This is a genomic window from Xylanimonas protaetiae, assembly GCF_004135385.1.
Taxonomy (GTDB): Bacteria; Actinomycetota; Actinomycetes; order Actinomycetales; family Cellulomonadaceae; genus Xylanimonas; species Xylanimonas protaetiae.
Genome location: NZ_CP035493.1, coordinates 3,537,581 through 3,550,805 on the forward strand (window position 1 = coordinate 3,537,581; position 13,225 = coordinate 3,550,805).

The 13,225-nt window shown below is 71.4% G+C and carries 13 protein-coding genes and 1 tRNA gene; 7 read left to right on the forward strand and 7 right to left on the reverse strand.

Translation table 11 applies throughout. The annotated features are described in order from the left end of the window. Window positions 1–14: 14 nt before the first annotated feature. Complete coding sequence (locus tag ET471_RS16425; protein WP_129190088.1) at window positions 15–434, reverse strand: hypothetical protein; 420 nt, start codon at window positions 432–434, stop codon at window positions 15–17. A 405-nt stretch (window positions 435–839) separates the two neighbouring features. Here ET471_RS16425 and ET471_RS16430 point away from each other — a divergent pair, with 405 nt between their 5' ends. Beyond that, window positions 840–1,082: a hypothetical protein gene (locus ET471_RS16430; protein ID WP_129190090.1), complete on the forward strand. Its 243-nt coding sequence runs from the start codon at window positions 840–842 to the stop codon at window positions 1,080–1,082. Between the two features lie 1,016 nt (window positions 1,083–2,098). On the opposite strand, the gene ET471_RS16435 is transcribed toward ET471_RS16430, so the two are convergent. The 3 genes from ET471_RS16435 to ET471_RS16445 all read right to left on the reverse strand — a co-directional run bounded on the left by ET471_RS16435 (window position 2,099) and on the right by ET471_RS16445 (window position 3,084). Beyond that, a tRNA-Val gene (locus tag ET471_RS16435) sits at window positions 2,099–2,174 on the reverse strand. Between the two features lie 41 nt (window positions 2,175–2,215). Continuing rightward, window positions 2,216–2,674: a peroxiredoxin gene (locus ET471_RS16440; RefSeq protein ID WP_129190092.1), complete on the reverse strand. Its 459-nt coding sequence runs from the start codon at window positions 2,672–2,674 to the stop codon at window positions 2,216–2,218. Then, window positions 2,674–3,084, reverse strand: a complete 411-nt coding sequence (locus ET471_RS16445) for a DUF3052 domain-containing protein (protein ID WP_129190094.1) — start codon at window positions 3,082–3,084, stop codon at window positions 2,674–2,676. The genes ET471_RS16440 and ET471_RS16445 overlap by 1 nt, the downstream gene beginning before the upstream one ends. Before the next feature lie 295 nt (window positions 3,085–3,379). On the opposite strand from ET471_RS16445, the gene aceE reads away from it, so the two are divergent. Further along, window positions 3,380–6,142 (forward strand): pyruvate dehydrogenase (acetyl-transferring), homodimeric type, encoded by a 2,763-nt coding sequence (gene aceE, locus ET471_RS16450; RefSeq protein WP_129190096.1) that lies wholly within the window; start codon window positions 3,380–3,382, stop codon window positions 6,140–6,142. 69 nt (window positions 6,143–6,211) lie between these two features. On the opposite strand, the gene ET471_RS16455 is transcribed toward aceE, so the two are convergent. Beyond that, window positions 6,212–6,919 (reverse strand): hypothetical protein, encoded by a 708-nt coding sequence (locus ET471_RS16455; RefSeq protein ID WP_129190098.1) that lies wholly within the window; start codon window positions 6,917–6,919, stop codon window positions 6,212–6,214. A 135-nt stretch (window positions 6,920–7,054) separates the two neighbouring features. Here ET471_RS16455 and ET471_RS16460 point away from each other — a divergent pair, with 135 nt between their 5' ends. The 5 genes from ET471_RS16460 (at window position 7,055) to ET471_RS16480 (ending at window position 11,972) form a co-directional block, all read left to right on the forward strand. Then, complete coding sequence (locus ET471_RS16460) at window positions 7,055–8,230, forward strand: PucR family transcriptional regulator (protein WP_129190100.1); 1,176 nt, start codon at window positions 7,055–7,057, stop codon at window positions 8,228–8,230. Window positions 8,231–8,321: 91 nt separating this feature from the next. Further along, window positions 8,322–9,284: an ACP S-malonyltransferase gene (locus tag ET471_RS16465; RefSeq protein WP_129190102.1), complete on the forward strand. Its 963-nt coding sequence runs from the start codon at window positions 8,322–8,324 to the stop codon at window positions 9,282–9,284. Then, a complete protein-coding gene (locus ET471_RS16470) occupies window positions 9,281–10,282 on the forward strand; it encodes a beta-ketoacyl-ACP synthase III (RefSeq protein ID WP_129190104.1) in 1,002 nt (333 codons plus the stop codon). The genes ET471_RS16465 and ET471_RS16470 overlap by 4 nt, the downstream gene beginning before the upstream one ends. Before the next feature lie 40 nt (window positions 10,283–10,322). Continuing rightward, window positions 10,323–10,571 carry an acyl carrier protein gene (locus ET471_RS16475; protein ID WP_129190105.1) on the forward strand — a complete coding sequence of 83 codons (249 nt, stop codon included), beginning with the start codon at window positions 10,323–10,325 and terminating at the stop codon, window positions 10,569–10,571. Window positions 10,572–10,706: 135 nt separating this feature from the next. Continuing rightward, window positions 10,707–11,972, forward strand: a complete 1,266-nt coding sequence (locus ET471_RS16480; protein ID WP_129190107.1) for a beta-ketoacyl-[acyl-carrier-protein] synthase family protein — start codon at window positions 10,707–10,709, stop codon at window positions 11,970–11,972. Window positions 11,973–12,042: 70 nt separating this feature from the next. Here ET471_RS16480 and ET471_RS16485 read toward each other — a convergent pair whose 3' ends face one another. Together ET471_RS16485 and def are read right to left on the reverse strand one after the other, a co-directional pair. Further along, a complete protein-coding gene (locus ET471_RS16485) occupies window positions 12,043–12,543 on the reverse strand; it encodes a DUF3145 domain-containing protein (RefSeq protein ID WP_129190109.1) in 501 nt (166 codons plus the stop codon). Window positions 12,544–12,680: 137 nt separating this feature from the next. After that, window positions 12,681–13,166 (reverse strand): peptide deformylase, encoded by a 486-nt coding sequence (def, locus tag ET471_RS16490; RefSeq protein WP_129190111.1) that lies wholly within the window; start codon window positions 13,164–13,166, stop codon window positions 12,681–12,683. Between the last annotated feature and the right edge of the window lie 59 nt (window positions 13,167–13,225).

Here is a 13,225-nt window from a genome sequence, read left to right on the forward strand (position 1 = left end):
ACGAGACATTGTCGTCACGAGGCCGTACAGAACCTGCTACGTGCTTCGCGAGCTGCATCACTCTCGTCGGCCAGACTCAGCCCGCACTCAAGGATGCCGACCTCCTCATCGAGCCAGGTTGCCAGAGTTCCATGAGCGGGTGCGCCATTCACACAACTGACTGAGAAGACCACGCTCGCCGGCGTGACCGCAACATACCCGACGACTTCCTTGCCCGGGTCGGCCGCCGCCATTAAGGGGCTCAGCGCCCCCTGAGCGTCAAAGTCGCCTTCGACGGGGTGACCGATGCTTTCCGCAATCGCCGCATTCAGCGCAGCGGTCACTCCGTGGCCGTCCAACTCTGCACGTGCCACGTACGGCTCGTCGAAGACGGTCTCGGGTTCGTGCTCCAGGTGCATACCCGTCTTGCGCTGCGCAAAGACGACACGCTGCATGGCGGGCCTCGGATCATCGATGGACAGGTCGCCGGCAGAACACCGAGCCTTCGCGTTGGTCGAGGCTGGCGGTGCGGAGAGACTCGTGCTGGCCGGGGGCTGGCATGCCGTCGCCGAGCCGACGACCAACGTGAAGGCGGCAGCGCTTCGGATGAGCAATGGAACGGTCCTGCGCGGCGCGCGCACTAGCAGTAAGCCTTCGCGAGGGCGAGCAGCGTGCCCGCCGGCTGTGTGACGTTGCACTGCGCAGCAGCGACCTCCTGAACGGAGAACGACTTGGCGGGTCCGGTCCCCGTCTGCATGTTTGCACCCGAGCCCGAGCAGTAGGACCGAGTCCAGGTCCCGTTCACCACCGTCCGCCCTGCGGCCACAACAACCGACTGGCCAGCGGGAACCGTCGCGGTCATGGACTGCGAAGTCGAACTGGTGACGCTGCCCGAAGCTGACAGGCTCAGTCCCGAGGTCGCCGAGAGCTTGCCGATGACTGCGCTGGCCTCTGCGGTGACTCCCGTGCTCACGGTGACGGACGCCGTGATCGTCGTCTGCTTGGCGGCCGTGTACGTCGCCGTCGCCGCGGTACTCGTACCGTTCGAGTACTTGGTGGCGTGGGTGAGAGTCGGCGTCCTCGTGACGCTGGCGACTGCGTAGGCGTCCGATGCCCCCTGGCACACGAGCACAGACAGCGGCTCCGGCGTCACGGGAGTACCTGAGTCGGCTGATGCCACTGAGCCAGCACCGACCGCGAAGGCCGCCGCGAGCATGACCGCAGCTCCTGCGCGAGTGATTGCGGTAGCAGACCAGCCGAAGTCCTTGCGCATGTCAGCACTCCTTCGTGTTGGTGTCGTCGCCTGGGATGCGATCCAGTGTCGAACTGTGGAGCAGGCATGGTTTGGCGCGCAAACGCCTTCGTGGCTCTCGTCGACCGCCGACGGAGTGCCACAGTGCGTGCTGGAGACAGCGCTCGACCTGCAGAGACGCAGGGAGCTCCAAGAGCTCGCCTGCTTCACTTAGCAGGAGGCCGGACATGCTGCAGATCGTCCATGTGGATGAGCCACCGACAAGCCTGGACCGTCATCAAGCCGCACCGCCCGGCGTCTTGCGGGCAGGACCTGCACGCCGCTCCTCGCGGGCCTGATCGCGCGTGTCGTGGTGGGCGTCGTCTTCCTCGCACTGTGGCGTTTCGCCGGTCTCGGCTCGGGCGACGTCCGGCTCACGGCCGCGCTCGCGCCGATCGCCGGCGCTGCCGGTTGGCCGGCGGTCGGCGCATTCATCGTCGCGGCGCACCTGCTCGCGGTCCCGCTCGCGCTGTGCGCGCTGGCCCGACGACGTGGCACCTCGCGTTCGGTCCCGCGATCGTCGCCGGCCTGTACGTCGCCGTCGCGTAGCCTCGATGCGTCGACGGCGCCAGCGTCCGCGACGGTCACCGTCGGGACCGACGTACCGGGCGCGGACCGCGACGACCTTGTTGCCGGTCTTGCTCCGACGCACCACGAGCGCACCGAAGCTCCGCCTACTCACCGTCTCGACCGCCTTCCTCCGACAGGAAGGTGCGGTCGGAGAGCGGTTGTCCCGTGGGGCACCAGAGGGCAAGAACTGTCGATCTCTGTCCCCGCGTGACCACGCAGAGCAGGACATCAACGCAGGTCAGAGGCCAAAAATCCTGGTGGTGGGCCCGGCCGGTCTCGAACCGACGACATCCACGGTGTAAGCGTGGCGCTCTACCAGCTGAGCTACAGGCCCCCATCGCACGCTCGCGCGCGCGACCCCCAAGAGTACGGGACTCAGATCTCCGCGAGCGCTGCCCGGTACGCCTCGAGGTCGCGTCGCTGGCCGCGCGGGTTCACGACGGCCCACCGCACGACGCCGTCGGCGTCGATCAGGAACGTGCCGCGCAGGGCGTGGCCGTTCTGCTCGTCGAGCACCCCGTACGCCCGGGCGACGTCGCCGTGGGGCCAGAAGTCGGACAGCAGGTCGAACCCGAAGCCCTCCTGCTGCTGCCACGCCTTGAGCGTGAACACGGGGTCGGTGGAGACGGCGAGGAGCCGCACACCGGCGGTCTCGAACTCCTCGATGTTGTCCCGCAGCTCGCACAGCTCGCCCGTGCAGATGCCGGAGAAGGCGAACGGGTAGAACACGACCAGCACGGGCCCGTCGGCGAGCACGTCCGCCAGGTGGACGGGCGTGCCGTGCGTGTCCTGGAGCGTGAAGTCGGGGGCCGGGTCGCCGGGCTGCACCGCCATCAGCGGCCGCGTCCGCGGTTCGCGAGCCGTGTCGCAGACCAGTCGTCGGCGACGGCGAACGTGCTCATCGCGTGCAGACCAGCCGTCGTGGCGGCTTCCTTGATCTCGTCGTGGCCGACGTGCCCGGAGCGTCCCGGCTTGAGCGTGAACAGCCAGACGGCACCGCCGTCGTCGAGCACCGTGAGGGCGTCGACGAGCATGTCGGTGAGGTCGCCGTCGCCGTCGCGCCACCAGACGATGACGGCGTCCGTGACGTCGTCGTAGTCCTCGTCGGCGAGCTCGCCGCCGGTGGTCTCCTCGATCGCCGCGCGGAGCGCTTCGTCGACGTCGTCGTCCCAGCCGAACTCCTGCACCACCTGGCCGGGCGTGAACCCGAGGCGGTCAACCTGGGGATCCGTCTGCTTACCCACGTGGTCCGTCCGTTCCTTTCTTCGGCAACTACGACGCCGGACGCCTGCGCTTCCGGGATGTCGTCAAGGTAGTCCACGTGAGCCGTCCGCGCCTCGCGATCCGCCCTGTGACGTCGCCTGCCGGACGCTCCCACGCCCGTCGGGGGCCTCTGGCACCATGACGGACATCACGAGACAGGCGGTCAGAACCGGTAGGCCAAGTGCTCGGATGGGGCCAGAATGGGTCTGATTCCACGACAGGCGTGGCCTTGCGGTGCGACGACACCGACGTGCCACGACTAGAGAGAGGGTACTGGTGGCTTCGTACGACGAGACCGGACCGCTGATCAACGGTCTGCTCAGCTCGGTCCCCGACATCGACCCCGGCGAGACCGCCGAGTGGGTCGAGTCCTTCGACGGCCTGATCGACGACAAGGGTGGGCCGCGCGCCCGCTACGTCATGCTCAACCTGCTGCGCCGCGCCCGCGAGCGCAACGTGGCGATCCCGGCGTCGTTCGCCACGCCGTACGTCAACACGATCGGCGTGCACGAGGAGCCCTACTTCCCCGGCGACGAGTCGCTGGAGCGCCAGTACCGCGGCTGGAACCGCTGGAACGCCGCCGTGATGGTGACGCGTGCGCAGAAGCCGGGCATCGGCGTCGGCGGGCACATCTCGTCGTACGCGTCGTCGGCCACGCTGTACGAGGTGGGCCTGAACCACTTCTTCCGCGGCAAGGACCACCCGGGCGGCGGCGACCAGGTCTACTTCCAGGGCCACGCGTCCCCCGGCATGTACGCCCGCGCGTACCTCGAGGGCCGCCTGTCCGCGGAGGACCTCGACGGGTTCCGCCAGGAGAAGTCGAAGGCCGGCCACGCCCTGCCGTCGTACCCGCACCCGCGCCTGCTGCCCGAGTTCTGGGAGTTCCCGACGGTCTCGATGGGCCTCGGCCCGGCGTCGGCGATCTACCAGGCGTGGACGAACCGGTACCTGCAGAACCGTGGCCTGAAGGACACGTCGCAGCAGGACGTCTGGGCGTTCCTGGGCGACGGCGAGATGGACGAGCCGGAGTCGCGCGGCATGCTGCAGCTCGCGGCGCACCAGGGCCTGGACAACCTGACGTTCGTGGTCAACTGCAACCTGCAGCGCCTCGACGGCCCGGTCCGCGGCAACGGCAAGATCATCCAGGAGCTCGAGGCCCAGTTCAAGGGTGCGGGCTGGAACGTCATCAAGGTCATCTGGGGCCGTGAGTGGGACGCCCTGCTCAACGCGGACAAGGACCGCGCCCTGGTCAACCTTATGAACGTCACGCCGGACGGCGACTACCAGACGTACCGTGCCGAGTCGGGTGCGTTCATCCGCGAGCACTTCTTCGGTCGCGACCCGCGCACCAAGGCCCTCGTCGAGAACATGACGGACGAGGACATCTGGAACATGAAGCGCGGTGGTCACGACTACCGCAAGATCTACGCGGCGTACGCGGCGGCGCGGTCCCACCAGGGCCAGCCGACCGTGATCCTGGCGCAGACGGTCAAGGGCTACGGCCTGGGCTCGGGCTTCGCGGGCCGCAACTCGACGCACCAGATGAAGAAGCTGAAGTCGGACGACCTCAAGGCGCTGCGCGACTCGCTGCGGATCCCGATCCCGGACGAGCAGCTCGAGGACCCGTACTCGGCCCCGTACTACCACCCGGGCAACGACGACCCGGCGATCCAGTACATGCTGGAGCGCCGCCGTCAGCTCGGTGGCTTCGTGCCCGAGCGCCGTCACGCGCCGAAGGCCGTCGCGCTGCCCGACCCCAAGGTCTACGAGCTGCTGAAGAAGGGCTCGGGCCAGCAGGAGGTCGCCACGACGATGGCGTTCGTCCGCCTGCTCAAGGACCTCATCAAGGACAAGGAGTTCGGCAAGCGCATCGTGCCGATCATCCCGGACGAGGCCCGCACGTTCGGCCTGGACGCGATCTTCCCGTCCGCGAAGATCTTCAACACGGGCGGCCAGCACTACCTCGCGGTGGACCGCGAGCTGATGCTCTCCTACAAGGAGTCCGAGGCCGGCCAGATCATGCACACCGGCATCAACGAGGCCGGTTCTGCAGCGGCGTTCCAGTCGGTCGGCACGTCCTACGCGACGCACGGCGAGCACCTGATCCCGGTCTACATCTTCTACTCGATGTTCGGGTTCCAGCGCACGGGCGACCAGTTCTGGGCGGCCGGCGACCAGCTCACGCGCGGCTTCATCATCGGCGCCACCGCGGGTCGCACGACCCTCGCCGGTGAGGGCCTCCAGCACATGGACGGCCACTCGCCGATCCTGGCCGGGACCAACACCGCGATGGTCATCTACGACCCCGCGTACGGCTACGAGATCCGCCACATCGTGCGCGACGGCATCGAGCGCATGTTCGGCGCCTCGGCCGACGGCGAGCACGACGAGCAGGGCCGCGACCAGAACGTCATGTACTACCTCACGGTGTACAACGAGCCGATGGCCCAGCCGGCCGAGCCGGAGGACGTCGACGTCGAGGGCATCAAGCGCGGCATCCACCGCGTCTCGGTGTCCGACATCGAGGGCCCGAAGGCTCAGCTCCTCGCCTCCGGCGTGGGCGTGCCGTGGGCGCTCGAGGCGCAGCAGCTGCTGCGCGACGACTGGGGCGTCTCGGCCGACGTGTGGTCGGTGACCTCGTGGAGCGAGCTGCGTCGCGACGCGCTGGCCGCAGACCGGGAGGCGTTCGTCGACCCGTCCGCCCCCGTCCGCCTGCCGTACGTCACGGAGAAGCTCCAGGGCACCGGTGGCCCGTTCATCGCGTCGAGCGACTACGACCACCTGGTCCCCGACCAGATCCGCAAGTGGGTCCCGGGCGACTACGAGGTGCTGGGCGCCGACGGCTTCGGCTTCTCGGACACGCGCGCCGCCGCCCGCCGCTTCTTCCTCATCGACGGCCCGTCGATGGTGGTCAAGACGCTGCAGGCCCTCGCCCGCCGTGGCGAGGTCGACGCGGGCGTCGTCGGCAAGGCGATCGAGAAGTACCGCCTGCTCGACGTGAACGCCGGGACCTCGGGCAACGCGGGCGGCGACAGCTGACCCGTCCCGTGACGGCATGAGAGAGGGCCTCCACCCATCGGGTGGAGGCCCTCTCGTCGTCTCTCGGTGTCAGAGGCTCGGCTGCTCCTGCGCGGACGCGTGGTCCGCGATCGCCTGCTCGAGCGGCGGGCGCAGCTGGGCGACCGCGGCGGTGTCGGGGTGCAGGTCCAGGTTGGCCAGGTGCTGCTTGGCCTCGAGCGGCCGGTCGGCCTCCAGCGCCGCCAGGACCAGGTGCTGCCCGACGGACGGGTGGTGCTCCTTGACGCGCCAGTGCCCGACGCCGAGGCCGAGGGCCTCGACCGGCATGCCGGCGTCGCGCAGGATCTCCAGGCCGGCGGCGAGCGCCTTCCCCTCGGGGTCGCGCTCGGCGGCGGTGGCCAGCCGGCGGACGGCGCCCTCGGGGTCCGAGGCGAGCGAGAGCCGCCCCAGCTCGAGCAGCGGGTACCAGCCGCGCGGGTGCCCGGCGAGCTCCTCCGCGAGCGCCCACACGGCGAGGTCGGCCGCGCGCTCGCGCTGCTCCGCGGCGGTCTCCTCGTCGGCGGGCGCGGTCAGCGGGTCCTCCGGGTTCGTGGACTCGGCGGCGCGACGCCGCACGAGCTCGGCGAGGGCGTCGAACGCCCGCGCGTCGTTGGGGTCGTCGAGCAGCATGGCGCGCAAGGCATCCTCCTGGACGGTGTCGCCGCGGCGGCGGTCGGACGGCATGGGCCGCCGGGCGCCGACGGTCGAGGCCGAGAACGGCCGGCGGAGCAGGGCACGGAGCCGGGGCATCAGAGCCATGCCTTGACCATAACCACAACGCCGTTCCAGGGGGAGGGCAGATGGTCCTCCGGCGCCCGCCCGCCCGGCGCCGTTTGTGGCTTCTCCACAACGTCTCGGCGGGTTTCGTGGCCGTGCGGCCCGTATCCTCGTGACGTGCCCACCTCGACGACCAACGCGGACAAGAACTTCGAGCATCGTGCTGCGACGGTGCAGCGCGTGCGCGAGGCGACGGGCGTGCTGACGAACGTGGCCCTGCGCCGGCTCGACGAGGAGCTGCCCTGGTACCGCGACCTGCCGGCCGAGGACCGCTCCTACGTGGGCCTGGTCGCGCAGTCCGGCATCACGTCGTTCGTGACGTGGTTCGCCGACCCGTCGGCCACGCCGTCGGGCGTCGGCGAGATGTTCTCGGCGGCGCCGCGCGAGCTGACGCAGTCGATCTCGCTGCAGCAGGCGCTGCAGCTCGTGCGGCTCATGGTCGACGTCGTCGAGACGCAGGCGGACCAGATCGCGGCGCCGGGCGCGGAGCGCGAGGTGCGCGAGGCGGTGCTGCGCTACTCGCGCGAGGTCGCGTTCTCGGCGGCCGAGGTGTACGCGCGGGCCGCGGAGCTGCGCGGCGCGTGGGACGCGCGCCTGGAGGCGCTCGTGGTCGACGCGCTGGTGCGCGGCGACGGCGACGACGCGGTCCGGTCGCGCGTCTCGGCCCTCGGCTGGTCGGGTCGCGGCCAGACGCTCGTGGTGGTCGGCACGACGACGACGACGCTGGACGAGCTGCGGACCGCCGACCTGAGGCGTGCCGCGCGGCGTGCGGCCGGGGACGCGCTCGTGGGGATCCACGGCGACCGGGTGGTGCTCGTGCTGGGCGGCGAGGGCGACCTGGTCGCGTCGGCCACGAGCCTGCTGCCCCGGTTCGGGCCGGGGCCCGTGGTCATCGGCGCGCTGGTGCCGTCGGTCGCGGACGCGTCCCGGTCGGCCTCCGCCGCGCTCGCGGGGCTCGCGGCGGCGCCCGCGTGGCCGCAGGCGCCGCGCCCCGTGCTGGCCGACGACCTGCTGCCCGAGCGCGTGCTCATCGGCGACGCCGCCGCCCGTGCCACGCTCGTGGAGCAGGCCTACAAGCCGCTCGCGGGCGCCGGCGGGTCGGTGCTGGAGACGCTGTCCGCGTACCTGGGCACGGGGCGGTCGCTCGAGGCCGCCGCCCGGCAGCTCTACGTGCACCCGAACACCGTGCGCTACCGCCTGCGGAAGGTCACGGAGGTCACCGGGTGGGACCCGCTGGACGCGCGCGAGTCGTTCGTGCTCCAGGTGGCGCTCGCCCTGGGCGCGCTCGGCTAGCCGGAGTTGTGGGAACCCCACAAGCCGGTTCCGGCAGGTTGGTTCCCAGCGGTACGGGCTGGGAGGCCTGTCGTCTGAGAATGTTGGTCCCGTGCTTGCCGTCGTCTGCCCTGGACAGGGCTCTCAGACCCCCGGGATGCTCGCCCCCTGGCTCGAGCTTCCGGGCGTACCCGCCCTCCTGGCGTCGTTCTCCGAGGCGGCGGGGCTCGACCTCGTCGCCCACGGCACGACGTCGGACGCCGACACCATCCGTGACACGGCGGTGGCCCAGCCGCTCATCGTCGCGTCGTCGCTGCTCGCGCTGCGCGTGATCCTCGACGGCCGCGAGGCCGCCGACGTCGTGGACGTCACCGCGGGCCACTCGGTCGGCGAGGTGGCCGCGGCCGCCGTCGCGGGCGTGCTTGACGACGCCGGCGCCGTCGCCCTGGTGACCCGCCGCGCGCAGGCCATGGCCAAGGCCGCGGCCGCCGCGCCGTCGGGCATGAGCGCCGTCGTGGGTGGCGACGCCGCCGAGGTGACGGCCGCGATCGAGGCGGCAGGCCTGTGGCCCGCGAACGTCAACGGGGCCGGGCAGACGGTCGCCGGCGGCTCGCCCGACGGCCTGGCCGCCCTGGCCGAGAACGCCCCCGCCCGCGCCCGCGTCATCCCGCTGCAGGTGGCCGGCGCGTTCCACACGCCGTTCATGGACGCTGCGCGCGACGAGTTCGAGCCGGTCGCCACGTCGTGGCCCGCGCACGACCCGCAGGTCACGTTCCTCGCCGACGTCGACGGGCGGCCGCACGGCGACGCCGCGACGACGATGCGCACCATCGCCGGGCAGGTCACGGCCCCCGTGCGCTGGGACCTCGTCATGGACGAGCTTGCCGCCCGCGGCGTCACCGCGGTCCTGGAGCTCGCCCCGGGCGGCGTGCTCACCGGCCTCGCCAAGCGCGCGCTCAAGGGCGTCGAGCTCGTCGCCGTGAAGTCGCCCGACGACGTCGAGGCCGCCCGCGACCTCGTCGCCCGCCACAGCATCGCCGCCTCGAACATCGTCCCGAACGGAGCCCAGGCATGACCGTCCTCAGGCAGGCCCAGCCGGTCGCGTACTCGCGCATCCTCGGCATCGGGGGCGAGCGCGGTGAGCTCGTCGTCACGAACGACGACATCGCTGGCCCGATCGACTCGTCCGACGAGTGGATCCGCCAGCGCACCGGCATCGTGACACGGCGCCGCGCGGGCGCCGACCGCGACGTCCTGGACCTGTCCGAGGTCGCCGCCACGAAGGCGATCGCCGCCGCGGGCGTGCCCCTCGACGAGATCGACGCGATCATCATGTCGACGATCACGCACTTCGTGCAGACGCCGTCGGGCGCCGCGATCCTCGCCGACCGCCTCGGGATCACCCCGGCCGCCGCCTACGACATCTCGGCCGCGTGCGCGGGCTACTGCTACGCCATCGGCCAGGCCGACGCGCTCGTCCGCTCGGGCGCCGCGCGCAACGTGCTCGTGATCGGCGCCGAGAAGCTCTCCGAGATCATCGACCCGACCGACCGGTCCATCTCGTTCCTGCTGGGCGACGGCGCGGGCGCCGCCGTCGTCGGCGCCTCCGACGTCCCGGGCATCGGCCCGACCGTGTGGGGCTCGGACGGCTCGAAGGCCGCCACCATCCGCCAGACGCACTCGTGGCTCGAGCTGCGCGAGGACTCCTCGCTCGGCTGGCCCACGCTGCGCCAGGACGGCCAGACGGTGTTCAAGTGGGCCAGCTTCCAGGTCGGCAAGTTCGCGCAGGCCGCGATGGACGCCGCGGGCGTCGGCCCTGAGGACATCGACGTGTTCGTGCCGCACCAGGCGAACATGCGGATCATCGACCAGATGGTCAAGCAGCTCAAGCTGCCCGAGACCGTCGTCGTCGCGCGCGACATCGCCGAGACCGGCAACACGTCGGCCGCGTCCGTGCCGCTCGCGATCGAGCGGCTGCTGGCCGAGGGCCAGGCCAGGTCGGGCGACGTCTGCCTGCAGATCGGCTTCGGCGCCGGCCTTGTCTACGCGGCCCAGGTCGTCGTCCTCCCCTGAGACACTCCGTCTGACCAACCCACCGAGAGAAGGAACCACCATGGCTTACACCGACACCGAGATCCTCGAGGGCCTCGCCGAGATCGTCGCCGAGGAGACCGGCCTGCCGACCGACGCCGTGCAGCTCGAGAAGTCCTTCACCGACGACCTCGACATCGACTCGCTGTCGATGATGACGATCGTGACGCACGCCGAGGACAAGTTCTCGGTGCGCATCCCCGACGAGGAGGTCAAGAACCTCGCGACCGTCGGCGACGCCGTCACCTTCATCGTCGGCGCCCAGGCCTGACCTGGCGCTCCCGCCCGCCGTCATCCTGCGCGGAGACGCAGGACCCGTCCGGGGCTCCGCGACCGCTCCGCGGCCGCAGGATGACGGTGGGCAGCACGTCGACCACGCACCACCCCCGACCCAGGAGCCCTCACCATGACCGCACCCCGCGATGTCGTCGTCACCGGCATCGGTGCCACCACCCCGCTCGGCGGCGACGCGGCGTCCACCTGGGCCGCAGCCCTGGCCGGCGAGTCGGGGGCGCGCACCTTCGAGAACGACTGGGCGGAGCAGTACGGCATCCCCGTGACCTTCGGCGCGACCATCAAGGTCAAGCCCGAGGAGGTGCTCCCCCGCCCCGAGATCAAGCGCATGGACCCGTCCGCGCAGTACGCGATCATCGCGACGCGCGAGGCGTGGGCCGACGCGGGCTTCGGCACCGCCGCCGAGGGCGACCAGCAGGTCGACCCGGAGCGCCTCGGCGCCGTGGTCTCGTCCGGCATCGGCGGCATCTGGACGACGCTCGACGCGTGGGACACCCTGCGCGAGCGTGGCGCCCGCCGCATGCTCCCGATGACGGTGCCGATGCTCATGCCGAACTCGCCGTCCGCGTACGTCGAGCTGGAGATCGGCGCCCAGGCCGGTGCGCATGCGCTGGTCTCGGCCTGCGCGTCGGGTGCCGAGGCGATCGGCTACGGCATCGAGATGATCCGCAGCGGCCGTGCCGACGTCGTCGTCGCCGGTGGTACCGAGGCGACCATGCACCCCATGCCGATCGCCGCGTTCGCGGCCTCGCGCACGCTGTCGCTGCGCAACGACGACCCGCAGGGCGCCTCGCGCCCCTACGACGTCGACCGCGACGGGTTCGTCATCGGCGAGGGCGCCGCGATCGTGGTGCTGGAGTCGGCGGAGCACGCCGCCGCCCGCGGCGCGCGCGTGTACGCGAAGCTGGCCGGCGTCGGCCTCAGCTCGGACGCCTACCACATCACCTCCCCCGACCCCGAGGGCAAGGGGCAGATCGCCGCGATGCGCCGCGCGCTCGAGATGGCCGGGGCGACCGCCGCCGACGTCGCGCACATCAACGCGCACGCCACGTCCACCAAGGTCGGCGACCTCACCGAGACGAACTCGATCCGTACCCTGCTGGGCGGCGAGGCGGACCACGTGCTGCTCTCGGCGACCAAGTCGATGACCGGGCACCTGCTCGGCGGCGCGGGCGCGCTCGAGACCGTGTTCACGGTCAAGGCCGTGCAGGAGCGCCTCGCTCCCCCGACCATCAACGTGGCCAACCCGGACCCCGAGCTCAAGGTGCCGCTCGTCCGGGACGCGCCGGCCCCGCTGCCGGCGGGCGACGTCGTCGCGGTCAACAACTCGTTCGGCTTCGGCGGGCACAACGTGGCCCTCGTGGTGACGAACGCCTGACCCGAGACACGCGACGGCGCCCTGTCCCCCGAGGGGACAGGGCGCCGTCGTCTACCCAGGGAGCGGAGCGTCAGCCGACGCGGTGCAGCCAGCGCACCGGGGCGCCGGCCCCGGCGTAGCGGAACACCTCGAGCTCGTCGTCCCAGGCCGTGCCGAGGGCGAGGCCGAGGGCGTCCTGCATGGCCCGCGGGTCGTGCGCGAGCTCGAGCGCGGCCCGCACGCGGTCCTCCGGCACGACGACGTTGCCGTGCACGTCCGTCATCGCGTGGAAGATGCCGAGGTCCGGGGTGTGCGACCAGCGGGCGCCGTCGGCGCCGTGCGAGGCCTCCTCGGTGACCTCGTAGCGCAGGTGGTCCCACCCGCGCAGCGCGGAGGCCAGACGCGCGCCCGTGCCCTGCAGGCCCTGCCAGGACAGCTCGGCGCGGTGCAGGCCGCGCGCGGCGGGCTGCACCGTCCAGTCGAAGGACACGCGCGAGCCCAGCACGTTGCCCGCCGCCCACTCCACGTGGGGGCACAGGGCACGAGGTGCTGAGTGCACGAAAAGAACACCGCGGGTGATGGCGCCGGACATTGTTCCTCCCTGGGTCGAGGTCCGTCTTCCCCTACGTCCTCGATCAGGTGGGTGTGCTGCGGCGTGTCACCAGTGGTGTCGCGTGGTCTCGCGCCATCATGCCCGACGTCGTGGGCGAGCGCGAGAGGAAGTCGCTGCTAGAGCCGCTCGCGCAGCTCGCGCATGGCCTTGACGCGCACGCTGCGCTCCAGGCGGTCCAGGTACAGCTTGCCGTCCAGGTGGTCGCACTCGTGCTGGAGGCAGCGAGCCATGAGGCCCGTCCCCTCGACGACGACGGGGTTGCCGTCGAGGTCGATGCCCTCGACGCGGGCGTAGCCGGCCCGCGTCGTCGGGTACCAGAGGCCCGGGACGGAGAGGCAGCCCTCGTCGCCGTCCTGGACGTCGTCGCCGAGCGCGACGATGCGCGGGTTGAGGACGTAGCCGATCTCGTCGTCGATGTTCCACGAGAAGGCGCGCAGGTTGACGCCGATCTGGTTGGCGGCGAGGCCGGCGCGGCCCTCGGCGTCGACGGTCTCGAGAAGGTCGGCCACCAGGGAGCGGACGCGGTCGTCGATCGTGGTGATCTCGTCGCACGCGGTACGCAGCACGGGGTCGGGAATCACACGGATCTCTCGCATCGCCATGGTCGGCATTCTTCCATGCCGTGCCCGACGGGGGCCGTCCGGCGGTCGCGGACGAGCCG